Source organism: Amycolatopsis halotolerans, assembly GCF_042647905.1.
Classification (GTDB): domain Bacteria; phylum Actinomycetota; class Actinomycetes; order Mycobacteriales; family Pseudonocardiaceae; genus Amycolatopsis; species Amycolatopsis halotolerans.
The window spans coordinates 540,727-564,001 of sequence record NZ_JBHRWI010000020.1; the positions used below are offsets into that span (position 1 = coordinate 540,727).

At 69.3% G+C, this 23,275-nt stretch carries 28 protein-coding genes and 1 riboswitch; of the genes, 15 read left to right on the forward strand and 13 right to left on the reverse strand.

Going from position 1 to position 23,275, the window contains the following annotated elements; all coding sequences use genetic code 11:
• Positions 1–6: 6 nt before the first annotated feature.
• Complete coding sequence (locus ACFORO_RS17640) at positions 7–741, reverse strand: OmpA family protein (RefSeq protein WP_377871041.1); 735 nt, start codon at positions 739–741, stop codon at positions 7–9.
• Positions 742–889: 148 nt separating this feature from the next.
• A complete protein-coding gene (locus ACFORO_RS17645; RefSeq protein ID WP_354739948.1) occupies positions 890–1,729 on the reverse strand; it encodes an SGNH/GDSL hydrolase family protein in 840 nt (279 codons plus the stop codon).
• Positions 1,730–2,005: 276 nt separating this feature from the next.
• On the opposite strand from ACFORO_RS17645, the gene ACFORO_RS17650 reads away from it, so the two are divergent.
• On the forward strand, positions 2,006–2,689 hold the full coding sequence (locus ACFORO_RS17650) for a DUF3159 domain-containing protein (RefSeq protein WP_377871040.1): 684 nt from the start codon (positions 2,006–2,008) through the stop codon (positions 2,687–2,689).
• A 90-nt stretch (positions 2,690–2,779) separates the two neighbouring features.
• Here the strand turns inward: ACFORO_RS17650 and ACFORO_RS17655 are convergent, their stop codons facing one another.
• Together ACFORO_RS17655 and ACFORO_RS17660 are read right to left on the reverse strand one after the other, a co-directional pair.
• Positions 2,780–3,742 (reverse strand): N-acetylglucosamine kinase, encoded by a 963-nt coding sequence (locus ACFORO_RS17655; RefSeq protein WP_377896584.1) that lies wholly within the window; start codon positions 3,740–3,742, stop codon positions 2,780–2,782.
• Positions 3,739–4,782 (reverse strand): SIS domain-containing protein, encoded by a 1,044-nt coding sequence (locus ACFORO_RS17660; protein ID WP_377871038.1) that lies wholly within the window; start codon positions 4,780–4,782, stop codon positions 3,739–3,741. Before ACFORO_RS17660 ends, ACFORO_RS17655 begins: the two co-directional genes overlap by 4 nt.
• A 155-nt stretch (positions 4,783–4,937) precedes the next feature.
• On the opposite strand from ACFORO_RS17660, the gene ACFORO_RS17665 reads away from it, so the two are divergent.
• From ACFORO_RS17665 to ACFORO_RS17675, 3 genes are read left to right on the forward strand one after another with little or no spacing between them, the layout of a single operon-like run.
• Entirely contained in the window at positions 4,938–5,687 is a 750-nt protein-coding gene (locus tag ACFORO_RS17665) for a GntR family transcriptional regulator (protein ID WP_009084055.1), read from the forward strand.
• A gap of 4 nt (positions 5,688–5,691) precedes the next feature.
• Positions 5,692–7,191 (forward strand): MFS transporter, encoded by a 1,500-nt coding sequence (locus ACFORO_RS17670; RefSeq protein ID WP_377871037.1) that lies wholly within the window; start codon positions 5,692–5,694, stop codon positions 7,189–7,191.
• Between the two features lie 18 nt (positions 7,192–7,209).
• Positions 7,210–7,977, forward strand: coding sequence for an NAD(P)-binding domain-containing protein (locus tag ACFORO_RS17675; RefSeq protein WP_377871036.1), 768 nt, complete (start codon positions 7,210–7,212; stop codon positions 7,975–7,977).
• Here the strand turns inward: ACFORO_RS17675 and ACFORO_RS17680 are convergent.
• Entirely contained in the window at positions 7,954–8,382 is a 429-nt protein-coding gene (locus tag ACFORO_RS17680; protein ID WP_377871035.1) for a MarR family winged helix-turn-helix transcriptional regulator, read from the reverse strand. The two genes, ACFORO_RS17675 and ACFORO_RS17680, sit on opposite strands and share 24 nt — an antisense overlap.
• Before the next feature lie 80 nt (positions 8,383–8,462).
• On the opposite strand from ACFORO_RS17680, the gene ACFORO_RS17685 reads away from it, so the two are divergent.
• Positions 8,463–9,143 (forward strand): SDR family NAD(P)-dependent oxidoreductase, encoded by a 681-nt coding sequence (locus tag ACFORO_RS17685; RefSeq protein WP_377871034.1) that lies wholly within the window; start codon positions 8,463–8,465, stop codon positions 9,141–9,143.
• A 109-nt stretch (positions 9,144–9,252) separates the two neighbouring features.
• On the opposite strand, the gene ACFORO_RS17690 is transcribed toward ACFORO_RS17685, so the two are convergent.
• The gene (locus ACFORO_RS17690) at positions 9,253–10,197 is read right to left on the reverse strand and encodes a threonine ammonia-lyase (protein WP_377871033.1); all 945 of its coding nucleotides are present in this window, start codon (positions 10,195–10,197) and stop codon (positions 9,253–9,255) included.
• Positions 10,198–10,348: 151 nt separating this feature from the next.
• Between ACFORO_RS17690 and ACFORO_RS17695 the strand changes: the two genes are divergently transcribed.
• A complete protein-coding gene (locus ACFORO_RS17695) occupies positions 10,349–11,152 on the forward strand; it encodes a hypothetical protein (protein ID WP_377871032.1) in 804 nt (267 codons plus the stop codon).
• Between the two features lie 69 nt (positions 11,153–11,221).
• On the opposite strand, the gene thiE is transcribed toward ACFORO_RS17695, so the two are convergent.
• Positions 11,222–11,887, reverse strand: coding sequence for a thiamine phosphate synthase (gene thiE, locus ACFORO_RS17700; protein ID WP_377871031.1), 666 nt, complete (start codon positions 11,885–11,887; stop codon positions 11,222–11,224).
• 30 nt (positions 11,888–11,917) lie between these two features.
• Positions 11,918–12,023, forward strand: a riboswitch (TPP riboswitch).
• On the opposite strand from thiE, the gene thiO reads away from it, so the two are divergent.
• The 3 genes from thiO (at position 12,020) to thiG (ending at position 14,063) form a co-directional block, all read left to right on the forward strand.
• Positions 12,020–13,108 carry a glycine oxidase ThiO gene (gene thiO / locus ACFORO_RS17705; protein WP_377871029.1) on the forward strand — a complete coding sequence of 363 codons (1,089 nt, stop codon included), beginning with the start codon at positions 12,020–12,022 and terminating at the stop codon, positions 13,106–13,108. Its footprint overlaps the riboswitch before it by 4 nt.
• Positions 13,108–13,308: a sulfur carrier protein ThiS gene (thiS, locus tag ACFORO_RS17710; protein WP_037361904.1), complete on the forward strand. Its 201-nt coding sequence runs from the start codon at positions 13,108–13,110 to the stop codon at positions 13,306–13,308. The genes thiO and thiS overlap by 1 nt, the downstream gene beginning before the upstream one ends.
• Before the next feature lie 2 nt (positions 13,309–13,310).
• The gene (thiG, locus tag ACFORO_RS17715; RefSeq protein ID WP_162834151.1) at positions 13,311–14,063 is read left to right on the forward strand and encodes a thiazole synthase; all 753 of its coding nucleotides are present in this window, start codon (positions 13,311–13,313) and stop codon (positions 14,061–14,063) included.
• Position 14,064: 1 nt separating this feature from the next.
• Here thiG and ACFORO_RS17720 read toward each other — a convergent pair whose 3' ends face one another.
• Positions 14,065–15,006, reverse strand: coding sequence for an NAD(P)-dependent alcohol dehydrogenase (locus ACFORO_RS17720; protein ID WP_377871028.1), 942 nt, complete (start codon positions 15,004–15,006; stop codon positions 14,065–14,067).
• Between the two features lie 57 nt (positions 15,007–15,063).
• Here ACFORO_RS17720 and ACFORO_RS17725 point away from each other — a divergent pair, with 57 nt between their 5' ends.
• Together ACFORO_RS17725 and ACFORO_RS17730 are read left to right on the forward strand one after the other, a co-directional pair.
• Positions 15,064–15,687: a TetR/AcrR family transcriptional regulator gene (locus tag ACFORO_RS17725; protein WP_377871027.1), complete on the forward strand. Its 624-nt coding sequence runs from the start codon at positions 15,064–15,066 to the stop codon at positions 15,685–15,687.
• 143 nt (positions 15,688–15,830) lie between these two features.
• A complete protein-coding gene (locus ACFORO_RS17730) occupies positions 15,831–16,262 on the forward strand; it encodes a MarR family winged helix-turn-helix transcriptional regulator (protein WP_037718524.1) in 432 nt (143 codons plus the stop codon).
• Here the strand turns inward: ACFORO_RS17730 and thiD (ACFORO_RS17735) are convergent.
• The gene (gene thiD / locus ACFORO_RS17735; RefSeq protein WP_377871026.1) at positions 16,259–17,092 is read right to left on the reverse strand and encodes a bifunctional hydroxymethylpyrimidine kinase/phosphomethylpyrimidine kinase; all 834 of its coding nucleotides are present in this window, start codon (positions 17,090–17,092) and stop codon (positions 16,259–16,261) included. The two genes, ACFORO_RS17730 and thiD (ACFORO_RS17735), sit on opposite strands and share 4 nt — an antisense overlap.
• 112 nt (positions 17,093–17,204) lie before the next feature.
• On the opposite strand from thiD (ACFORO_RS17735), the gene ACFORO_RS17740 reads away from it, so the two are divergent.
• Positions 17,205–18,212 carry a phosphatidylinositol-specific phospholipase C domain-containing protein gene (locus ACFORO_RS17740; RefSeq protein ID WP_377871025.1) on the forward strand — a complete coding sequence of 336 codons (1,008 nt, stop codon included), beginning with the start codon at positions 17,205–17,207 and terminating at the stop codon, positions 18,210–18,212.
• On the opposite strand, the gene ACFORO_RS17745 is transcribed toward ACFORO_RS17740, so the two are convergent.
• The 4 genes from ACFORO_RS17745 to ACFORO_RS17760 all read right to left on the reverse strand — a co-directional run bounded on the left by ACFORO_RS17745 (position 18,209) and on the right by ACFORO_RS17760 (position 21,888).
• Positions 18,209–18,412 carry a hypothetical protein gene (locus ACFORO_RS17745; protein ID WP_116200384.1) on the reverse strand — a complete coding sequence of 68 codons (204 nt, stop codon included), beginning with the start codon at positions 18,410–18,412 and terminating at the stop codon, positions 18,209–18,211. The two genes, ACFORO_RS17740 and ACFORO_RS17745, sit on opposite strands and share 4 nt — an antisense overlap.
• A gap of 16 nt (positions 18,413–18,428) precedes the next feature.
• Entirely contained in the window at positions 18,429–19,253 is an 825-nt protein-coding gene (gene thiD / locus ACFORO_RS17750; protein WP_377871024.1) for a bifunctional hydroxymethylpyrimidine kinase/phosphomethylpyrimidine kinase, read from the reverse strand.
• Positions 19,250–20,893 (reverse strand): phosphomethylpyrimidine synthase ThiC, encoded by a 1,644-nt coding sequence (thiC, locus tag ACFORO_RS17755; protein WP_377871023.1) that lies wholly within the window; start codon positions 20,891–20,893, stop codon positions 19,250–19,252. The genes thiD (ACFORO_RS17750) and thiC overlap by 4 nt, the downstream gene beginning before the upstream one ends.
• A 428-nt stretch (positions 20,894–21,321) precedes the next feature.
• Positions 21,322–21,888, reverse strand: a complete 567-nt coding sequence (locus ACFORO_RS17760) for a peptide deformylase (RefSeq protein WP_354739985.1) — start codon at positions 21,886–21,888, stop codon at positions 21,322–21,324.
• Between the two features lie 139 nt (positions 21,889–22,027).
• On the opposite strand from ACFORO_RS17760, the gene ACFORO_RS17765 reads away from it, so the two are divergent.
• The 3 genes from ACFORO_RS17765 to ACFORO_RS17775 all read left to right on the forward strand — a co-directional run bounded on the left by ACFORO_RS17765 (position 22,028) and on the right by ACFORO_RS17775 (position 23,256).
• Entirely contained in the window at positions 22,028–22,336 is a 309-nt protein-coding gene (locus tag ACFORO_RS17765; protein ID WP_037807914.1) for a DUF3263 domain-containing protein, read from the forward strand.
• Complete coding sequence (locus ACFORO_RS17770) at positions 22,333–22,998, forward strand: LytR C-terminal domain-containing protein (RefSeq protein ID WP_354739987.1); 666 nt, start codon at positions 22,333–22,335, stop codon at positions 22,996–22,998. The genes ACFORO_RS17765 and ACFORO_RS17770 overlap by 4 nt, the downstream gene beginning before the upstream one ends.
• Before the next feature lie 123 nt (positions 22,999–23,121).
• Positions 23,122–23,256, forward strand: coding sequence for a hypothetical protein (locus ACFORO_RS17775; protein WP_377871021.1), 135 nt, complete (start codon positions 23,122–23,124; stop codon positions 23,254–23,256).
• Positions 23,257–23,275 lie beyond the last annotated feature (19 nt).

Consider the following 23,275-nt stretch of genomic DNA (forward strand, 5'->3'; position numbering starts at 1 on the left):
TCGCCATCACCTCTGTTCCACTGTGATCTCGACCCGCCGGTCGCTGTCGTTCCCGCTGTCCGAACCGCTCGTGCCGCCCGCGCTCGTGCTGCCCACCGCGAGCAATCGGTCGGGCGGCACGTCCTCGCGGATCAGCAACCGGATCACGGCCAGCGCCCGGTTGCGGGAAAGCTTCAGCGCCGCGCCGCGCCCGCCTGGACCGTCGGCGACCCGGCCGACGAGGCGGTAGCGGAAGTTGTCCGGTGCGTCGCGCAGCAGCGGCGCGAGGTCGCGCGCGGCCTGCTCGCCTTGATCGGTGAGCTGCGCGGTGTCCGGATCGAAGGTGATCGGCGCGGCAGCGAGTTTGCGGTCCAGTTCGGCCTGGATTCCGTCGCGGTCGGTCGGCGGCGCGGACGGCGGGGCGGACGAGCTCGGCGGCGGGCTGGCGGGCGGTGTCGACGACGGTTCGGGCGAGGACGAGGGCGACGGCGCGGATTGCACCGGCCCGGCGCCGCCGGAGGCCTGCGCCGACTCGACCCCGTCGACTCCCTGCACGATGCCCAGCGCGCGGCCGGCGTCTTCGGCCGGGAACCCCTCGAGGGTCGCCTGCCGTCCGGAGAACTTCACGTCGCCGCCGCGGAGACCGGCCGCGTCGAGCGCGGAGCGTGATCGCGCGGCGAGGTCGTCCTGGATTCCGCTGCCCTGCAGCCAAGTGACGATGCCCGCGAGCAGCGCCGTGACCACCACTGCGACGGGGATCAAGCGAAGCCACCCTCGTGCACCGGACATAAAGGGACCCTATGCCGGGCCGCTCCGCTTGGCGACCTGGTGACGGCCGCCGTTCGGGTGGCTCTCGCGACAGTGCCGGTACCGGTGGTCACCGGTACCGGCACTGTCGAGCGAATGGCGGTCAGGAGGCGGTCGCGTTGCCCCGTACGTCGCCCCGCATGTCGAGGTCGATGCTCGCCGGGTTGTCCGGCACGAGCGGGACGAGCGGAGCCAGCTCCGGCCGCTTCGGCGACAGGCCGTCGCCCATGGACTCGCCGCGCAGCTGGCGGCGGATCCACGGCAGCAGGTGCATCTTGGTCCACGCCAGGTCGGACCGCCGCGACGTCATCCAGGTGGCCGGCTCGCTGCTCGCCGGGTACGGCTCCCGCCAGTCCTCGTCGACCGGGACGCCGAGCACCTCGGCGGTGAGCAGCGCGATCCGGCGGTGCGCGTCCGGCGTGAAGTGCAGCCGGTCGTCGCTCCAGGCGCGCCGGTCGTGCAGCGGCTCCATGTGCCACATGTCGACCATCTTCGCGTCGTGCCGGGCCGCGATCGCCCACAGATGCGTGTTGTAGATCGCGACCTTGCCGCGCAGCACGCTCATCACCGACAGCTGCTTGGTGTCCGGCCCGTTGAAGATCACCACCGGGATCCCGGCCGCGCGCAGCTTTGCCACCCCCGCCTCGAAGCGCGCCGCGATGGCGTCGACGTCCGCGCCCGGCACGATCACGTCGTTGCCGCCCGCGCACAGCGTGACCAGGTCGGGCTTCAGCTCGAGGGCGATCGGGACCTGCTCGTCCATGATCTCGTCGAGCATCTTGCCGCGCAGCGACAGGTTCGCGTACTGGAAACCGGGCTCCCCGCCCGCCAGCATCTCGGCGAGCCGGTCGGCCCAGCCCCGGAACGTCCCGTCGCCCCGATGGTCGTTGAGTCCCTCGGTGAAGCTGTCCCCGATGGCTACGTAGCTGTTGATCCCGTACACGCTGGGTTCCCCTTTCCCGCTGGTGCGCGCCTGTTCCCCGTGAAGTCCCGGATGTAGTTGTACACCCCAACTAACAGTCGGATATCCCCATATCCTTCCCGCCGGACATGACCGGTTCCCATCGATGTCACAGTCTCTTACCTTGTCGGGGGTTGCCGCCTCCCTATTACGGCATTTTCACCGGGACGAAGCTCACGATCGGGCCGGTACCGGGCGCCGTGTGGGGTAGGTCTCCCGACCTGGGGGTCCGCCGCGAGTTGCGGCAGGCTGGAAGCTGTGACAGACGAGACTGCGAAGGGGCCGGCGCGGGAGTCGCTCACGCAGATCCTCGGCGGGCGGCGCGGCGCGATCGACGCCAGCATCCCGCCCGCCGCGTTCGTCGTCGGCTGGCTCGTGTCGGCCCAGTCGATCGCCTGGGGAGCCGGGGTCGCGATCGGCGTCGCCGTGCTGCTGGGCGCGTACCGGCTGATCCGCGGCGACAAGGCGCGCGCGGTGGTGGTGAGCCTCGCCGCGGTGGTGATCGCCGCGCTGATCGCGATGCACACCGGCCGGGCCGAGGACTTCTTCCTGCTGCAGCTGTTCTCGAACGCGGCGAGCGCGCTGCTGTTCGCGGCGAGCGTCGCGGTGCGCTGGCCGTTGCTCGGCGTGATCGTGGGATTGCTCCTCGGGCAGAAGACCCGCTGGCGGCGCGATCCGGCTCTGCTGCGCGCGTACTCGTGGGCGAGCGGCGTGTGGGTGCTGCAGTACTTGCTGCGCGTGGTCGTTTACGGCCTGTTGTGGTGGACCGGGCAGGTGGTGGTGCTCGGAGTGGCGCGCACGGTGCTCTCCTGGCCGCTGGTGGCGGCGACGGTGGCGGTGAGCGGCTGGGTCCTCTACCGGAGCCTCCCAGCAGAACACCCGGGCCTTCGCCTGGCGAAAGACCCGGGTGCGGGCGAGTCCGAAAACGGACCCGGAAGTTAAGGCGGCCCCCGGCGAGGGGGGAGGGTCCGGGGGCCGGTTCCTACGGTACCCGGACCGGAGGGGTTGAGTCGACGGTTTCGACTCTTCCACTCAAGTTTTGGTGGCATTCACCCGTCGGGATGGTCGCGGGGTGTCCTCGCCCCACGCTCCCACCGCCGCGAGCCACGCCGCGCCGAGCACGCCATCGGAGCTGGTCAGAACGTTGAGCCCGGCGAATTCGGCCCGCACGCGAGCCCCGGCCGGGCTGTTTTCGGCCAGCACGCTGCCCACGAGCACGATCGGAGTTTTTTCTCCCGGCTCGCGCGTGGCGCGAGCCACGCGCACGAGATGCCGGGCGCCGCGCGCGACGATTTCCTCCGCGACGGGCTCTCCGGCGGCGGCCGCGGCACTCACCAGCGGCGCGTACCGGGCTAGCCGGACCGGGGGTTCCGCGTTGGCATGGGTCACCAGTGCCCACATGACTTTGGAGCGGTCCGACAAGTCCACTGCGGACGGTCCGAACGCTTCGGCGAGGACCGCCTCGGCCAATCCGCCGAGCGGGCCGTCGCCTTCCAGCGCGGCGAGCGTGGCGCGCACGGCTTCGCGGCCGAGCCAGAACCCGGAGCCTTCGTCGCCGAGGAGCCAGCCGTGGCCGCCCGCCGTGCTGACCATCCGGCGGCCGCGGATGCGCCCGGCGATCGAGCCGGTGCCCGCGACGAGCACGGTCCCGTCCGGCTCGGCCGTCGCGGAGGCGTAAGCCACCTCGGCGTCGCCGGTGATCCGGACCAGGCCGCCGAGACCGATCCGCTCCCACGCCGCGGTGAATTCCGCGGCGACCGCCGGGTCGGACAGCTTGCTCTCGCCGGCCATGCCGACCACGACGCCGAGCACGTCGGCCCGTCCGTCCAAAGCGGATTCGATGGCTCCGGCGATCCGGGCCGCCGCCTCCGCGGGCGGATGCGAATTGGGGTTCGCGCCGCCCGCGGCCCCGGTGCCGTGCACGACGCCGGCGGCGTCGATCGCGATCGCTCGCGTCGAGGTGCCGCCGGCGTCCACGCCTACTACGAGACTCACCGGGTCTTGGTCACCTTCAGCAGACCGCGCGGGTTGTCCGGGTTGCCGCCGCGAGCGAGCGACAGCCCGAGCGCGATCCGCTGGATCGGCAGGATTTCCAGTACTGGAGCCAATTCCTCGACCGTCGGGGCGACCGGGATGCGCAGCGCGGCAGGCACGTCCTGCGCCGCCGAGCCGACCGCGAGCACGTCCGCACCGCGCTCGCCGACCGCTTCGAGGACCTCGCGCATGGCTTCGCCGCCGCGGCCGAGGCTGGTGGCGGCGAGCACGGCGGTCTCGCCGTCGACCGCAGCGACCGGACCGTGCAGCAGGTCCGCGCCGCTGTACGCGCGGGCCGCGAGGTAGCTCGTCTCCGCGAGCTTCAGCGACGCTTCGAGCGCGCTGGCGTAGGAGTAGCCGCGGCCGGTGGTGAGAACGCGGTCGACAAAGCGATACCGGTCCACCGCACGCTGCACGCCTTCGGCCGCGCCGTCGAGCGTCTGCTGGGCCAGTTCGCCGATCTTCCCGGCGTCCTCTCCCTTGCCGCCGCGGATCGCGTCGATGAAGAGGTACAGCGCCATGAGCGTCGCGGAGTACGTCTTGGTAGCCGCCACTGCCTTTTCGACGCCGGCGCCGATGTCGACACCCAGCTCCGAAGCCGCGCGCAGCGGCGAGTCCGGGGTGTTGGTGACCGACACGGTCAGCGCGCCCTGCCGGCGAGCGGCCTCGGTGACCTCGATCAAGTCGGGCGAACCGCCGCTCTGGCTGACCGTGATGAAGAGCACGTCGCGCAGGTCCGGGCGAGCGCCGTAGAGCGTCGCGGTGGACGGCGAAACGAGCCCGGCCGGCAGGCCAAGAAGTACCTCGATCAGGTACTTCGCGTACAGCGCGCCGTGGTCGCTCGAACCGCGAGCGGCGAGCAGAGCGAACCGCGGCGGGTTCTGTGAAATCTTTTCCGCCACTTCCGCGATGCCGGACCGCCGCTCGACCAGCCCGGCGAGAACGCTGGGCTGCTCCGAGATTTCCGCGGCCATGTGCTCGCCGGGACGTAGTTGGGTCATCACTTTCCTCTCCGCCGGGACGGGTGTCCCGGTGTGCTGAGCGGCGTCCGGTCAGGTCTAGACCAATGCTAGCCGGGCGGAGCGGGTCGGGAGAAGGGTACGTTTCCTCACGGGGCAGTGGCGCGTTTAATGTGGGAAGACTGAGGGAGCCGGGCATGCTGGAGACACCCCCCGCGAGCGAGGCGGGGACTGCTGCGCGAGGGCAGCGCGAACCCAAGTACTGGGCGCTGAAGCAGCATCTGCTGGACCTGCTCGACGCACTGCCGCCGGGATCGCCGATCCCGACCGAGCGGGCGCTGGCGGGCGAGTTCACCGTTTCGCGCACCACCGTGCGCCAGGCGCTGGCGGATCTCACCGCCGAGGGCAGACTGCACCGCGTCCAGGGCAAGGGCACGTTCGCCGCCGAGCCGAAGCTCGCGCAGCGGCTGCAGCTGTCCTCTTATACCGAGGACATGCGCAAGCAGGGCCTGAAGCCGTCGTCCCAGCTGCTGGAGCTCGAAGAGCTGCCGGTCGAGGGCGAGATGACGAAGCTCCTGCAGCTGCGCAACGGCGCGAAGATCCTGCGGCTGCGCCGGCTCCGGCTCGCCGACGGCCAGCCGATGGCGCTCGAGACCACGCACCTGCCGCTCGGCCGGTTCCGCGGGCTGCGCAAGCACATCACCGCGGGCGGTTCGCTGTACGCGGTGCTGCGCGAGCATTACGGCGTCGAGCTGGAGCGCGCGGAGGAGACGATCGAGACGTCGCTGGCCGGGCCGCAGGAAGCGGAGATCCTCGGCGCGGACGTCGGCATGCCGGTGATGATGCTGACCCGGCATTCGTTCGCCACCGACGGCAAGCCGGTCGAGTTCGCCCGCGCGGTTTATCGCGGCGACCGGTACAAGTTCGTCACCACGCTGCTTCCCTGACCGCGTGAGCATCGCGGGGGACACTGGCATCCGCTGGGGCACGCCCGCGGCTCGCGGCGTGCTCTGGACGACCATCCTCGGTTCGGGGATGGCGATGCTCGACGGCACCATCGTGAACGTCGCGCTGCCCCGGATCGGCGAGGAGCTCGGCGCGTCGGTCGCCGGTCTGCAGTGGATTCTCGACGGCTACCTGCTGGCGCTCGCCGCGCTGATCCTGGTCGCCGGGTCGCTCGGCGACCGCTACGGCAGGCGGCGCGTGTACCTGGTCGGCGTGGTGTGGTTCGGGCTCGCGTCCGGGCTGTGCGCGGCGGCGACGTCGACCGAGCTGCTCGTGCTGTTCCGCGTGCTGCAGGGAATCGGCGGGGCATTGCTGACGCCGGGTTCGCTGGCGATCCTGCAGTCGTCGTTCTCGCACGAGGACCGGGCGCGCGCGATCGGCTCGTGGTCCGGGCTCGGCGGGATCGCGGCGGCGGTCGGGCCGTTGCTCGGCGGACTGCTGGTGCAGGCGTGGTCGTGGCGGCTCGCGTTCCTGATCAACCTGCCGCTCGCGGTGGTCGTCGTGCTGATGGCGCGGCGATTCGTGCCGGAGTCGCGGGATACCGCGGCGACCGGGCATCCGGACTACGTCGCCGCGGCGGTCGGGGCGCTCGGGCTGGCCGGGGTCACCGGTGCGCTGGTCGAGGCGCCGGTGCGCGGGATCGGCGATCCGGTCGTGCTGGTCGCGTTGGTGGTCGGAGTCGCCGGGCTGGGGTTGTTTCTTTGGCTCCAGCACCGTGCTGCCGAACCGCTCGTGCCGCCTTCGTTGTTCCGCGACCGGACGTTCACGCTTTCGAATGCGCTGACGTTCGTGGTTTACGCGGCGCTCGGCGGCGTGATGATGCTGCTGGTTCTGCAGCTTCAGGTGTCGCTGGGTTATTCGCCGACGCTCGCCGGGCTGGCCGGGTTGCCGATCACGGTGATCATGCTGCTGCTTTCCGGCCGGTCGGGGGCGCTCGCGCAGCGGATCGGGCCGCGGCTGCAGCTGGTGGTCGGGCCGATCGTGGTCGGCGTCGGGATGTTGCTGCTGACGCGGGTCGGGCCGGGTTCGTCGTACCTCGGGTCGGTGCTGCCCGCGGTCGTGGTGTTCGGGCTGGGGCTGGCCACTGTGGTCGCTCCGGTGACCGCGACGGTGCTGGCCGCCGCGCCGGACCGGTATGCCGGGGTCGCGTCCGGGGTCAACAATGCGATCGCCCGATCGGGTGGACTTCTGGCGGTGGCGGTATTGCCCGCCGCGGCTGGTTTGACTGGTTCGGCTTACCGGGATCCGGCCGCGCTGACTGCCGGGTGGCAGACGGCGCTGGTGATCTGCGCGGTGCTGGCGATCGTCGGCGGGCTTATCGCGTTGGGAATTCACAACGGGGTGCTCGGCGCCGCTGAGCCGGACGACTCGCCGCATCCCGGGGATTGTCTGCATTGCGGGGTGGAAGGACCGCCCACGCACGTCCATCCAGGCGGGCGTCGCTGATCTTTCGGTGGGGGAAGTGTGCTGGGGTTTGTTGGTGCCGGGGAGCTGACCGCTGCCATCGTGACCGGGCTCGACGGGAGCTTGCCGGTCGCGTTGTCGCCGCGCTCGCGGGAGATCAGCGCGGGGCTGGCCGCGCGGTATCCGGACGTGCGGGTGTGCGCGAGCAACCAGGAAGTGCTTGATCAAGCGGACACGGTAGTGCTGGCCGTGCGGCCGCCGGTGCTGCGGGAAGTGGCGGCTGAGCTGTCGTTCCGGTCGGAGCACGTGGTGATCAGTGCGGTGGCCGGGGTGCGGGTGGAGCAGTTGCGGGAGTTGGTCGCTCCGGCTTCGCGAGTGGTGCGGTCGATTCCGTTGCCGCAGGCGGCGCAGCGGCAGAGCCTGACTGCGATGTACCCGGAGGACGGCGTCGCGCGCGAATTGTTCGAGCGCGTGGGCGGCGTCGTGGTGCCTCGCGACGAGCCGGGTTTGGAAGCGTTCAGCGCGGCTACGTCGACGTTCGCCGCGCACCTGGATTACCTGGCGACTATTGCCGGGTGGATGGCCGCGCAGGGCGTCGAGGCGGACGTTGCTTCGGCGTACGTGACGCACATATTCGCGCAGGTCGGGAAGTCACTGGCCGGCGGCGGGCCGTTGACGGAGCTGACTGCCCGGCACATGACTCCGGGCGGGATCAACGAGCAGTTGCTGGGGCATCTTCGGGCGGAAGGAATGCCGGAGACGGTGCGACAGGGGCTGGACGCGGTGCTGGCCCGGTTGCGCGGATCAGCCGCGGGATCGGGCGACTAACCGGGTCTCGATGCTTTGCAGCGCCGTGATCAAGGTGCCGATCTCTTTGGCGTCCGTGAACGTCCCGTCGAGCAGCTCGGACCACGTGTCGCGCAGCCGTCGCAGGTTCTCCGCGGCCTTTTCGGTGGGGTAGAGGCGTACCCGGCGGGCGTCGTCGGGGTCGGCTTCCCGGCGCAGCAGCCCCTTGGTTTCCAGGCCCCGGACGGCCCGGCTGACGTTGCTGGAGATCATCTGGGTCGCCTCGGCCGCGGCGTTGACCGTGGTTCCCGGGTGCCGGTCGACGAACCGCATCACCGCGCCTTCCAGCGGCGTCCCCGACTCGGCGTTGGCCTCCTTGGCGGCGTTGATGTGCCGGGCCACCGCGAGGATCAGGTCGGCGAGCTCGAAAAGCTGGTCGTCTTTCACCCGGTCAGCATAGCTATCTTTTGACAGGTATCTCCCTGGCAGTGTAGGTTAGCTATCAATTGATAGCTAAGGAGGCGGTCATGACCGAAGCCAAGAGCGCGCTGATCATCGGGGCCTCGCGGGGGCTGGGCTACGCGCTGGCCGCCGAGTTCCTCGGCCGCGGCTGGCAGGTCACCGCGACCGAGCGGGCGCCCTCCCCGCTGCACGAGCTGGCCGGGCTCGCGGTGGAGACCGTCGACATCGCGGTGCCCGATCAAGTCGCGGCGCTGCGCGAACGGCTGGCCGGATCGGCGTTCGACCTGCTGTTCGTCAACGCCGGAACCAACTACACGACCGACCCCTCGGCGACCTTCGCCGACGTGTCCACCGAGGACTTCGCCCAGGTCATGGTGACCAACGCGCTGAGCCCGATGCGCGTCGTCGAGGCTCTGCGGGACCTGGTCCCCGCGACGGGCACCATCGGCGTGATGTCGTCGGGCCAGGGCAGCGTCGCCGACAACACCAAGGGCGGCTTCGAGGTCTACCGGGCGAGCAAGTCCGCGCTCAACCAGCTCATGCGCAGCTTCGCCGCCCGGCACGCCGACGACCCGCGCACCCTGCTGCTCATGGCGCCCGGCTGGGTGAAGACGGACCTGGGCGGGCCGGGTGCCCGGCTGACTATCGACGAGAGCATCCCCGGCGTCGCCGACACGATCGAGGCTTGGGCAGGCAAGGGCGGGCTGCACTATCTGGACCGCCAAGGCCAGACCGTCAACTGGTGACCGCAGCGGTCCCGTTAAGCGCCCCAATGTGGCGTTGGGTGCGTGGGACGCACCGAACGCCACATTGGGTGCGTCAGACGCACCCAATGTGGCGTTGGGGCGCTCGGGCCTAGGCGAGCAGTTCGGCCAGCATCGCCGGATCGATGTTCCCGCCGGAGACGATCGCGACTGTGCGACCGCCGGGCAGTTCGTCCGCGTGGTGCAGGTAAGCGGCCGGGGCAGTGGCCCCGCTGGGCTCCGTCACTAGACGGCCCTGCTGGGCCAGCGCACGGACGGTGTCGCGGATTTCGTCCTCGGTCACGGTGATCACGCCGTCCAGGACGTGCCGCAGATGCGCGAACGTGAGCTCGGACGGTTGCGCCCGCAGACCGTCCGCGATGGTGCGGGCGCGTTCGGCGATGGGCCAGTCCACGATCTCGCCCGCGGCGAGGCTGGCCGCGGTGTCGGCGGCCAGTTCCGGTTCGACGCCGTAGACCTTCGCGTTCGGGCACTTCGCCTTGATGGCGGTGCCGACGCCGGAAGCGAAGCCGCCGCCGCTGACCGGGACCAGCACGGTCTCGACGTCCGGCAGGTCCTCGGCGATTTCCAGGCCGACCGTGCCCTGCCCGGCGATGATGTCCGGGTGGTCGAACGGCGGGATCAGCGTGAGACCGCGTTCCTCCGCGAGCGCGAGCGCCGCCGATTCCCGTTCCGCGATCGGCACTTCGCGGACTTCCGCACCCCAGCGGAGGGTGGCTTCGACCTTCAGCCGCGGAGTGACGTCCGGCACCACGATCACCGCGGGAATCCCGAATTCGCGCGCGGCGTAGGCGACCGCTTGCGCATGGTTGCCGCTTGAATACGCGACCACGCCGCGTTTCCGTTCGGCGTCGGTGAGTGCGGCGATCGCGTTGTACGCGCCGCGGATCTTGAACGCGCCGATCGGTTGCAGGCTCTCGGGTTTCACCCAGAACTCGCCGGGAACCCAGAGCTGGCGCAGCAGCGGAGTGTGCACCGCGGTGCCCTTCACCCGCTCGGCCGCGGTTTCGATGTCGGAGATCGTCACGAGGTGCATGCGGCGAGTATGTCAGGAAAGTGTGAGCTTTAGTCTATCCATTTTGGACAGTCAACGTGGCGTCCCTCACGCCTGGGCAACGAAGGGAGCGTCTCAAGCGACTTAACCGTTGAAGAAACAGGACACGGCCGGGAACGATCAGATCGGAATCATGAGCGAGGAGCAGAAGGAAACCGCGGAGGACAAGAAGAAACTCCGGACGACCTCGGTGCTCGCCGCGGCGCTGGCGGCGGTCACCGCCGCGTTGCTGGGTTCGACGCTGGGGGTCGCGGGAACAGTCATCGGCGCCGGGGTGGCCAGCGTGGTCAGCACGGTCGGCGGCGAGTTGTATCTGCGTTCCCTGCAGCGAACTCGTGATGCCGCGCGGAAGGCGATGGAGACGGCCGCACGACGCAGCCGGGCCGGGCTCGCTCCGGTGCGGGTGCCGGTTGAGGACGTCGCGTCGGCTGGCCCTGGCGATGCGCCAACGGTGTATCTCCCGGCCGATTTAGCGAACATGCCTACAGTTCGGTTGTCCGAACTGAAGCCGACTGAACCGGAGAAGTCCGACAGCCTGGGCGAGAAGCTGCGGAAGATGCGGTGGCCGTTGATCATCGCGTCGAGCGTCGCTGCGTTCGTTGTCGCGTTGATTGTTCTGGTCGGTCTGGACTTGACTACCAAGGGCAACGTGTCGACCGGGTTGATTCCTCGGCAGCCGGATACCAGCCAGCAGCGGGATGATCACCCGGACAACACGCCGAGTACCGCACCGCAGACGCCCCCGCCCGGCGAGTCGAAGCAGAACAATCCGACGTCCACTCCGACCACGACGCCGAGTGCTCCGCCGTCCTCGCAGCAGCCGACGCAGCAGACGCGCCCGCCGTCCACCTCCTCGAACCCGAGCACGAGTTCGCAGGCCCCCGCCACCAGCCAGACGCCGACCGCCCCCGCAGTCCCGTCAAACGGGGGCGAGTAGCTCCCCGCGGCGATCCGTGAGGGGAACCTTCACGGACTCTGAGTCCCTCAGGGTTCCCCTCACGGCCCTCTACGAAAGCCGCGCCTTCAGCCCTTCCGCGGCCGCCTTCGGATCCTCCGCCTCGGTAATCGCCCGAACGACCACCACCCGAGAAGCCCCGGCCTCCAGCACCTCCGGCAACCGAGCCTCGTCGATCCCGCCGATCGCGAACCAGGGCCGCTCCGTCCCGAGAGCCGAGGTGGATCGGACCAAGCCCAGCCCCGGCGCGAACCGGCCGGGTTTCGTCGGGGTGGGCCAGCACGGGCCGGTGCAGAAGTAGTCCACGCCGGTCTCCGCGGCGGCCGCGGCGGCCTGCTGCTCCGAATGGGTGGAACGGCCGATCACCACGTCGTCGCCAAGGACGCGGCGCGCCAGCGAGACCGGGATGTCGTCCTGTCCCAAGTGCAAGACGTCCGCGCCCACGGCCAGCGCCACGTCCGCCCGGTCATTCACCGACAGCAACGCCCCGTGCCGCGCACAAGCCTCCGCCAGCACCTCCAGCGCCGCGATCTCCTGCTTGGCCTCCAGCGGCGCACCGCCGGTCTTGTCCCGCAGCTGCACGATGTCAACGCCCCCGGCCAACGCAGCGTCAGCGAACTCCGCGAGGTCTCCACGAGAAGCGCGCGCGTCGGTGCACAAGTACAGCCGGGCGTCGGCGAGACGGGTGCGAATTTGGTCTCCGGTCAAGGCAGGCATGGCGGTGACGTTACCCGCGCGCTACGGTGTGGGAGTCCGCACGGGAGCCCGAGGCACGGGCTGAGAGGGAGCTGCCGCTCCGACCGTGGAACCTGATCCGGGTCATGCCGGCGCAGGGAGCGTGATTCCACTGTGAACACCAGCACCACAACCGTCACTGTCGTCGGCGGCGGCGTCATCGGGCTGTCCGCGGCCTGGCGCGCGGCCGCCCGTGGATGGCGCGTCACGGTCGTCGACCCGGATCCCGTGCACGGCGGCGCGTCCTGGCTGGCCGGCGGGATGCTCGCCCCGGTCACTGAGGCGTGGCCGGGCGAGGAAGCCGTGCTCAGCCTGGGGGAAGCGTCGCTGCGGCGCTGGCCCAGCTTCGCGCGGGAGCTCGCCGCCGAAGGGACCGATCCAGGGCTGGCCGAGCACGGCACGATCGTCGTCGGGTTCGACAGCGCCGACGCCGGGCACCTCGACATCCTCGCCGGGTACCTGCGTTCGCTCGGCCGCGACGTCGAGACGCTCACCGGGCGCGAGGCGAAGCGGCTCGCGCCGGGCCTCGGCGCGGTTCGCAGCGGCCTGCATGTGCCGGGCGATTTAGCCGTGGACAACCGGAAACTGCTTACAGCGCTGAGCGAAGCGGCTACGAAGCGTGGGGTCGAGTTCCGTCGTGAGCGGCTCGAGAGCCTCTCCGAAGTGTCCGGCCCGGTGATCCTTGCCGCCGGTGCTTGGACCGGGCAGGTGCATCCGTTGCTGGAGCACGCCGTACGCCCGCTGAAGGGCGAGATTCTGCGACTGCGTCCACGTCGGGGCTGTCTGCCGCCTCCGCCGTACACAGTGCGCGCGATGGTCGAGGGACGGCCGATCTATCTGGTACCGCGAGAAGACGGCGAACTGGTCCTTGGCGCGACGCAGTACGAAGCGGGTTTCGACCAAGCTGTCACCGCGCGCGGCGTACGCGAGCTGCTGGAGAACGCGGAGCGGATTCTGCCCGGCATCACGGAGTACGAGCTGGTGGAAGTCGCAGCCGGACTGCGTGCCGCGAGCCGCGACGCTTTGCCGTACATCGGCGAAGTGAGCGAAGGCGTGTACGCGGCGACAGGGCATCACCGCAACGGTTTGCTGATGGCACCCGCGACGGCGGACGCCGTGGTCGCGTGGCTTGCTGGCGAAGCCCCGTCGCCGGAGGTCGCCGCGGCGACGCCCGCCCGGCTGGTCGAGAAGGAGCGAGTCTGATGGAGATCAAGGTCAACGGCGAATGGCGGGAATTCCCCGACGACAGCACCGTTTCCGCGGTCCTCGACGCGCTGGGAGCGGAACGCCGGGGCGTGGCCGTCGCGGTCAACGGCGAGGTCGTGCGGCGTGGCGAATGGGAAGAAGCGGTCGTGCCGAAGGGCGCGCAGCTCGAAGTGCTGACCGCGGTTCAAGGAGGTTGAGCATGGACGACCTGATCATCGGCGAACACAAGCTGTCGTCGCGATTGATCATCGGCACCGGTGGCGCGGCGAATCTCGAGGTGCTGGAACGAGCGCTGGTCGCGTCGGGCACCCAGCTCACCACGGTGGCGATGCGCCGCGCCGACGCCGAGGGCGGCTCCGGCGTACTGGAGTTGCTGCGGCGCTTGGACATCGAGCTGCTGCCCAACACCGCGGGCTGCCGGACGGCGGCCGAAGCCGTGCTCACCGCCCAGCTGGCCCGCGAGGCGCTGGAAACGAACCTGATCAAACTCGAGGTGCACGCCGACGACCGGACGCTGCTGCCCGATCCACTGGAAACCCTCGAAGCCGCCGAACGCCTGGTGGCGGACGGATTCACGGTCTTCGCGTACACCAACGACGACCCGGTCCTCGCCCTCCGTCTGGAGGAGGCGGGCTGCTCCGCGGTGATGCCGCTCGGCGCCCCGATCGGCACCGGGCTGGGCATCCGGAACCCGCACAACATCGAACTGATCGTCTCGCGCGCGTCGGTGCCGATCGTGCTGGACGCGGGGATCGGTACCGCGTCGGACGCGACGCTGGCGATGGAGCTCGGCTGCTCGGCAGTGCTTCTGTCAACGGCGGTGACCCGGGCGGCGGATCCGGAACGGATGGCGTTGGCGATGCGGAGTGCGGTGGAGGCCGGGTATTTGGCGCGCGGCGCGGGCCGGGTGCCGCAGCGGTTTTGGGCGCAGGCGTCCAGTCCGCCTCGCTGACCTACACCTCGACGACGATTTTGCCGCGCACACCGCCGTTTTCCAGCGTGCGGTGTGCCTCGGCGATGTCCGCCAACGGAAACACCCGGTCCACCAACGGTCGCACCAACCCGGCATTCACCCACCGGCTCAGATCAGCGAGCAGATCCGCCTTGGGGTTCCCGCTGAAACCGCGCACCCACCGGTTCGGGCGCAGCGAGTTCGCCGCCACGTAACCCAGTGTGCGGACCGGACGGTCGAGGTCGAACGCGATCGCGACCATCCGTCCGCGCGGGGTCAGCAGCCGCCGGAACGCGTCGAGGTCGCGGCCGACGGTGTCGAGAATGACGTCGAACCTTCCCAGGTTACCAGGATCGCGGTAATCGAGCGCGACATCCGCCCCGAGTTCCCTTGCCAGTTCTAGGTTCTTGGCGCTCGTCAGCCCGGTCACGTGTGCGCCCATGGCTTTGCCGAGCTGCGTCGCCACAAAACCGACTCCGCCCGTCGCGCCGCGGATCAGCAGGCGTTCGCCCGGCTTCAGATGGGCTTTGTCGCGCAGCGCGGTAATCGCGGTGACACCCACCGCCAGCGACGCGGCTTGCGCGGGATCCAGCCCGGCAGGCACGTGGTCCAGCCGATCGGCGGCCATCACGTAGTACTCGGCGGCGGTGCCCATCCGCCGCCCGCCGCCCCAGACGAGGTCGCCGACGGCGAACCGGCTCGTTCCGGGTTCCGCCACCTCGCCGACCAGGTCCACGCCGATCCGCTTGGGGAAACGCTTGCCGCTGAACGGAAGCAGCTTCCCGGACCGCATGGAGAGTTCGCCGCCGTTGACCGAGAGCGCGCGCACCCGGACGAGGACTTCGCCGGGGCCGGGCACCGGTGTCGGGACAGTGGTCTCGCGCAGGACTTCCGGCGGTCCGTAGCGGTCGTAGGTGATGGCTCGCATCGAAGTGGAAGGCATGTTCCACTTCTAGCACGGAAAGTGGAAAGGGTCTTCCGATTCGCGTAAAGTGAGAGAGTGCCGGAAAAACCGACTCGGTTGCGCACCGACGCCGCCCACAATCGTGCGCGGATTCTCGACGTCGCGAAGCGCACCTTCGAGACCGAGGGCCTGGACGTGTCGATGAGCGAACTCGCGCGCCGCGCGGGTCTCGGCGTGGCCACGGTGTACCGCCATTTCCCGACCAAGGACGACCTGGTCGCCGAAGCCTTCGCCGAGCCGATGGCCGAATGCGCGGGGATGCTCGACGAGGCGCTCGCCGACCCCGACCCGTGGCGCGGCTTCTGCCGGGTGATCGAGGAAGTGTGCGCGATGCAGGCGCGCAACCACGGTTTTTCTGCCGCGATCGTGACCTCGCTGCCGGATCAGGCGCGTTTCGCGGAGTTTCGGGACCGGGCGCTGCGGGGTTTCGTCGAGTTGATCCGCCGGGCGCAAGAAGCCGGTGCGCTGCGGGCGGACTTCGCGGTTTCCGACCTGTCGCTGGTCTTGCTGGCGAACGGCGGGCTGCGGTCGGGCGCGGGTGCCGCGGCACCGGCGGCGTCGCTTAGGCTCGCGGGCTATCTGCTGCAGTCGTTCCGAGCGGAGACGGCCGCGCCACTGCCGCCGCCGGCGGAGCTTCCGCTCGACGTGTCAGTGCTCTAAATGGGCGGGCAAGCTGCACAAATGGCGGGGTAATGGTGATTTCGCCCGCGCTTGACGCGGATTGTGCACGGGTACGCCGTATGGTTGACGGCACCCTTTCCGGCGCACCCAGCGGCGGGCACCAGCGTCAGAAGGAGCCGATCGTGACTCTTTCCTCGGTCCAGGACGTAACGGGCCGGTTGTACCTAGCGGTGGGACGGCTTTCCCGCTCGCTGCGCCAGGCCGGCGCGCCCGGGCCTGGGCACGGTTCTATCTCGGCGCTCGCCACGCTCGTGCACTTCGGCGAGCTGCGCCTCGGCGACCTCGCCGCGAAGGAAGGCGTCGCGGCGGCCACGATGTCGCGGATCGTGGCCACGCTGGTGGAGGCCGGTTACGTCACCCGCGAGTCCGACCCGGTCGACCGCCGCGCCTGGCTCGCCCGCGCCACCGAGGAAGGCGAACGTCTCGTCTCCGGCGTGCGCTCCACCCGCGTGCAGGAACTCAACCGCCGCCTCGACCGCCTCACGCCCGAGGCCCGCGAGTCGATCATCGCCGCGCTGCCCGCGCTGGAGGCCCTGATCTCCGACGAGGGCTAGCGCTCCTCCGGGGCCAGCCGCCAGAACGCCGACACCGGGCCGACTTTCGCACCCATCGGGTACGAGTGTTCGACGGCCTGCGAGACGAACCACTTGCCGTAGCGTGCCGCTTCGACCACCGACATGCCCTTCGCCAGCCCGGCGGTCAGCGCGGACGCCATGGTGTCGCCGGCGCCGTGCGTGTGCGGGGTCTTCCAGCGCGGTCCGGGCAGCTCCACGAACGTCGTGCCGTCGAAGAGCAGGTCGACGCACTCCGGGTCGGACTGCAGGTGGCCGCTCTTCACCAGCACGTACTTCGGGCCCAGTTGGTGCAGCACGACGGCCGCGGTGTGCATGCCATCGCGGTCGGTCACGGTCATGCCGGTCAGCAGCCGCACCTCGTCCAGGTTCGGCGTGAGCACGGTGGCGCGCGGCAGGAGTTCGTCGCGCAGCGCGGCGAGGCCGTTGTCGTCGAACAGCGACTGGCCGGTCATCGCCGCGGCCACCGGGTCGACCACGAACGGAATCGCGCCGTCGCGCCCGATCCCGGCCTTGTCGCAGGCCGCCGCGACCGCGTGGATGATCTCCGCGGACGCGAGCATGCCGGTCTTCGCCGCGCCGACGCCCATGTCCTCGGCGACCGCTTCGATCTGCCCGGCCACGATGCGCGGCGGCAGATCGGCGCGGTCGTGCACGCCGAGCGTGTTCTGGACGGTGACCGCGGTGACCGCGACCAGGCCGTGCACCCCGCAGGTGAGGAAGGTCCGCAGGTCCGCCTGCAGCCCGGCGGCCCCGCCGGAGTCCGATCCGGCGATGGTGAGCGCGGAGGGCGGGCTCGGGTTCTCAGTCATGTGCGCGTTCCGACTTCTGGTCTGGTCCATTGAGGCAACTGTGCTTCATTCACAGTCCACCACGATGGCACAGTAAGTGTTCGTGCTGGTCCCCGTGACGAAGGAGACATCAGTGAAGCTCGCCGCGGCCGGTCTCCTGCTCCTGTCCACGCTGGCGGTACCGGGGGTCGCCAGCGCGGACAGCCCCAAGCTCTCCCACATGACCACCGTCGGCGTGCACAACACCTACGACCCGGCCGCGTACCCGTACCTCGCCCAGGCGCTGGACAACGGCTCGTCGCTGCTCGAACTCGACGTCTGGCCGGACTTCTTCACCCACGAATGGAAGGTCAGCCACTCCAATCCGCTGGGCAACAGCAACAATTGCGTCGACGCGCATTCGGCGGCGGACCTTTACTCCGGCGGGACGAACAAGGACCTCGAATCGTGCCTGGACGACATCCGGATCTGGCTCGGCGCACATCCTGGGCACGCGCCGCTCACGCTGAAGATCGAAATGAAGACCGGCTTCTCGGCGAATACCGGCCTCGGCCCGGCTCAGCTCGACGCTGCCTTCCGCGACCACCTTGGCGATGCCGTGTTCAAGCCCGCCGATCTCCTCGGCACCCACGCCACGCTCGATGAAGCATCCAAAGCGGACAATTGGCCGACACTGGACGCGTTGCGGGGCAAGGTGCTCACCGAGATCATCCCCGGCACGGTCGAAGAGGGAAACCCGACGGACACGCTGCACACCGACGTCGAGTACGCCGGTTACCTGCTGGATCAGAAGGCCGCCGGAAAGCTGAATTCAGTGCAGATCTTCCCGACCGTGCACGGCGCCGCGGGCGGCGACCCGCGCGACAAATACTCCGCGGAGCAGAAACCGTGGTTTGTCGTTTTCGACGGGGACGCGAGCGAATGGCTCGCGAAGGCCGGGATGTCCTGGTACGACGAAAACCACTACTACGTGGTGATGACGGACGGGCAGAACGTCGCACCCGCTATCGACGACCACAACCCGACCGTCGACCAGGCGACTCAACGCGTGGCTGAACTGGCCAAGCAGCACGCTTCCGTGGTGACGTCCGATTGGACCGGCCTCACGACCGTGCTGCCAACGGTGGATTCGCGCGGCTAGAACCGCGGCGGCGGCTTCAGCACTGACATCCGATACTGGTACACCGCTTGCGCTTCGGCGATCCCCGGTCGCGGCGTGACGCCCGATTTGCGGATCGTTTTGACCGCCGAAGCGGTGCGGTGCTCGGTGACCAGACCGTCGACCTCGTGCTGAACCTCAAGCGGCAGCCGCGCCCACAACGCTTCCGGTGTCTCGCTCATCCGGCCAGTGTCGCATTCACTGCGGGTTCGCGAGCCGCCAGAACGGGGAAACCGGGCCGACACCCGCACCCAGCGGATAAGCCTCCAGAACACAGCGTTCGATAAACCGTTTCGCCTCCGCGACCGCAGTGGGCACGTCCGCGCCCTTCGCGAGCGACGAGGTGATCGCCGACGCCATGGTGTCGCCGCCGCCGTGGGTGTTTTCCGTGTCGATGCGCGGGCCGCTCAGCTCGATCACCGCTGAGCCGTCGGTGAGCAGGTCGACGCAATCGGCGGCGTCGTGGAGGTGGCCGCCCTTGACCAGGACCCACTGGGAACCGAACTCCAGCAACGCTTCCGCGGCTGCGTGTTGGCTCTTTGTTTCGGTAACGCTGACGCCGGTCAGCAGCCGGACCTCGTCGAGGTTCGGCGTGATGAGCGTGGCGCGCGGGAACAATTCCGTGCGGATCGCTTCCAGCGCTTCTTCGCGCAGCAGCGCGTGGCCGGTCATCGACGCGGCCACCGGATCGACCACGAAGGGCGTGTCCGTGGTGCGTCCGATGTGGACTTTATCCAGCGTTTTCGCCACTGCCTGAATGATTTCCGCGGTGGCGAGCATGCCGGTCTTCGCCGCGTTGACGCCCATGTCCTCGGCGACCGCTTTGATCTGCGCGGTGACGACGTCGACCGGAATCTCGGAGAACCCTTGCACGCCAAGTGAATTCTGCACGGTGACCGCGGTGAGCGCGACTAGTCCGTGCACTCCGTTGGCGAAGAACGTGCGCAGGTCCGCCTGCACGCCCGCACCACCGCCGGAATCGGATCCGGCGATGGTGAGGGCGGTACGAGGGGTGACTGTCACTGGTTGACCACGGGCAGGTAGACCTTGTTGCCCTGCTCGGAAAACTCCGCGGACTTCTCGGCCATGCCCGCCTCGATAGCCTCCACAGAGGACAGACCGTGCTCCTCGGCGTACTTGCGCACGTCCTGCGTGATCCGCATCGAGCAGAACTTCGGCCCGCACATCGAGCAGAAGTGCGCGGTCTTCGCCGGTTCCGCGGGCAGCGTCTCGTCGTGGAAAGCCCGCGCGGTGTCCGGGTCGAGCGACAGGTTGAACTGGTCGTTCCACCGGAATTCGAAGCGGGCCTTGGACAATTCGTCGTCCCAGTCCTGCGCGTACTGGTGGCCCTTGGCGAGGTCGGCGGCGTGCGCGGCGATCTTGTAGGTGATCACGCCGGTCTTGACGTCGTCGCGGTTGGGCAGGCCGAGGTGCTCCTTCGGCGTGACGTAGCACAGCATCGCCGTGCCGTACCAGCCGATCTGCGCCGCACCGATCGCCGAGGTGATGTGGTCGTACGCCGGAGCGATGTCGGTGGCGAGCGGGCCGAGCGTGTAGAACGGAGCCTCGCCGGTGAGCTTTTCCTCCAGCTCAACGTTTTCCTTGATCTTGTGCATCGGCACGTGGCCGGGGCCCTCGATCATCACCTGCACGTCGTGCTCGCGGGCGATGTGCGTCAGCTCGCCGAAGGTTTCCAGTTCGGCGAACTGCGCGCGGTCGTTGGCGTCCGCGATCGAGCCGGGACGGAGGCCGTCGCCGAGGGAGAACGTGACGTCGTACTCGCGCAGGATCTCGCACAGCTCGGAGAAATGCGTGTACAGGAAGGATTCCTGGTGGTGCGCGAGGCACCAGGCGGCCATGATCGACCCGCCGCGGCTGACGATGCCGGTGACCCGGCGCGCGGTCAGCGGGATGTAGCGCAGCAGCACGCCGGCGTGCACCGTGACGTAGTCGACGCCCTGCTCGCACTGCTCGATGATGGTGTCGCGGTAGATCTCCCAGGTAAGCTTTTCCGGCTCCCCGTTGACCTTTTCCAGCGCCTGGTAGATCGGCACGGTGCCGACCGGGACCGGCGAGTTGCGCACGATCCACTCGCGCGTCTCGTGAATCCGCTTGCCGGTGGAGAGGTCCATGATCGTGTCGGCGCCCCAGCGGGTGGCCCACACCATCTTGTCGACCTCTTCCTCCACAGAGGACCAGACGGCCGAATTTCCCATGTTGGCGTTGATCTTCACCAGGAAGTTCTTGCCGATGATCATCGGCTCGGTCTCCGGGTGCTTGCGGTTGGCCGGAATCACCGCGCGCCCGCGGGCGACCTCGTCCCGCACGAACTCCGGAGTACAGCGTTCGCGCGCGGCGATGAACTCCATTTCCCGGGTGATCACCCCGGCTTTCGCCCAGCCCAGCTGGGTGTTGTGCGCCCGGCCGTCAGCCCAGCCGGACCGAAGCGGGTGCAGTCCATTGTGGACATCGATGTTCGCGTCCGGATCGGTGTAGGGCCCCGACGTGTCGTACACGTCGAAATGCTCCCCGTTCGACAGGTCGATCCGCCGCGCCGGAACCCGCAGCCCGGATTCGGTGCGGTGATAGACCTTGTGCGAGCCGGTGATCGGCCCGGTGGTGACGGACGGGGCGATGGCACCCTGATTTTCCAGCGTCGTCAACGACGTTCACTCCCTACGCCGGCATTACCCGGTCAGGTTCATGCGGTCGGTGACGCCGGGTGTCCGCGAGATGGACACCAGCCACCCTCTCAGCCCGCCAAGGCGCGAGCTCCCGCGTTGCATTCGGTTGAGGTTGCTCGTCCGACGATGCCATGCCGTGTCGGTTCGGCACAAGGGCTGTGTTTGATTGCCCCGGCTCCGTTTGATTGCCCCGGCTCCGTTTGATTGCCCCGGCTTCGCCGTGGCGCCGAGATCGCCGGGAAGCTGGTTTCTTCCCTCCCGATTCGCCCGGCCTGGGGGCCGGGCGAATCGCTCAGTCCAGAAACCAGCGCGATCTCGGGTTGTGGTCCGGAAACGGGTGCGGTCTTGGGCTGTGGTCCGGAAGCGGGAGCGGTCTTGGGTTGTGGTCCGGAAGGTGTGGCGTGGGGTCAGGCGTCTGCCGGTTCCTTGGGGGGCAGCCAGGTCAGGCCGGGCGTGCCCCACTTGTTCTTCTTCAGCATCTTCTTCGCCGCGCGCGCGTGGCGGCCGACGAGACGGTCCAGATAGATGAAGCCGTCTAGGTGATCGGTCTCATGCTGGAGGCAGCGCGCGAAGTAACCGGTGCCCTCGACCTCGATCGGATTTCCCTCGACGTCGAAGCCGGTCACCTTCGCCCACGTGGCGCGCCCGGTCGGGTACGACTCGCCCGGGGCGGAGAGGCAGCCCTCCCAGTCGTCGTCCGGGTCGGGCATGGTCTCCGGGATCTCCGATGTCTCGAGCTTCGGGTTGACCACCACGCCCTTGTGCTCGACGCCCTCGTCGTCCGGGCAGTCGTATACGAACACTCGCAGGTCGAGCCCGATCTGGTTGGCCGCGAGGCCCACGCCCTCGGCCGCGTACATGGTCTCGAACATGTCCTCGACGAGGGTGGCGAGCTTGTCGTCGAACTCGGTGATCTCGCGCGTGGGCTGGTGCAGCACGGGTTCGCCGGCGATGCAGATGGGGTGGACGGTCACGGACGCCGAGTTTAGTCGGACCCTTCTGGTACACCTGGATCGGACCGTGACGCGCCGTGTCGGATGCCCATGTCGAGCATGGGTTCCGTGGTTGAATGACGCCCGCGGAAGGACTGCCGACACCGATTGCGAGGACCGCATGGACGCCGCGGAGTCGATGGCTGAAAACCAGCCGTCGCCGCCGGAAAATGTCGGTGGCCTGACCGAGCGCGAACTGGACATTCTCGCGTTCGAGCGGCAGTGGTGGCGCCACGCCGGGGCGAAGGAGAACGCCATCCGGGAGCGCTTCGGACTGTCTTCCACCCGTTACTACCAGTTGCTGAACACGCTGCTGGCCAAGCCGGAGGCCGTCGCGGCCGATCCGATGCTGGTCAAGCGGCTGCGCAAAACGCGCGCCGCCCGTCAGCGCAAACGCGGGGCCCGGCGGTTGGGGATCGAGCTGTCATGAGCGTCTTCTCGGGACTGTCCCGGCCGTTGAAGGCCGCGGGAGTCGCGCTGATCGGGATCGCGGTGGTCGCGGCCGTCATCGGCGGGGTCACCGTGCTCAACACGAGCGGCGACCAGAACGCCGGACCGAGCACGTCCGGCGAGCCCACCGCACCCGGCGGCTCGTCGTCCGCGCCGGAACAGTCGTCCTCGGCGGCGCCCAGCTCCGCGCCTTCGTCGGCGCCCGCCTCGTCAGCCCCGGCCTCGTCGTCCGCCGCGTCCTCGGCTCCGGCGTCGGGCCAGCCCGGACAGCCCGGCGGCCAGCCGGGCCAGCAGCCCGGGCAGCCGGGCCAGGCGGGTCCGGACCAGCAGGCCTCGAACAAGTGGGTCACGCTGCGCGTCTACAACAACTCGCTGGTCAAGCACCTCGCCGAACAGGCCGCCGCCGACTTCCGCGGTTCGGGCTGGAACGTCGCCGAGGTCGGCAACTACTCGCAGGGCAACATCCCGGCGACCACGGCCTACTTCCGGCCGGGCACCGACGAGGAAGCCGCCGCGAAGCAACTGGCCAAGGAGTTCGGCTTCCAGGCCCAGCCCCGGTTCGACGGCATCCAGAACTCGAACCCCGGCGTGATCGTGATCATCACGAAGGACTACCAGCCCGGCGGACACAAGGGCAGCTGACCTTCTCCGATACCGGTGACAGCCCGCGCTACGGCGCGGGCTTTGTCATGTCCGCCGAGCCGCGTGGCTTCGCTCCCGCGGAGGTCCGTGAGGGGAACCCTGAGGGAATCAGAGTCCCTCAGGGTGGCCCTCACGGACCTCGACATCGCGCGCCGCGCCGCTTCGGTCGGTTCCGAGCGGGCGAAATCGGCGGCTGCGGAGGGCGTGCGGTTCGGCGCGACGGGCGGAGTAGGTCGCGAGCGCTGGTGCCGGTTCTAACCGGAGCCAACACTCACGA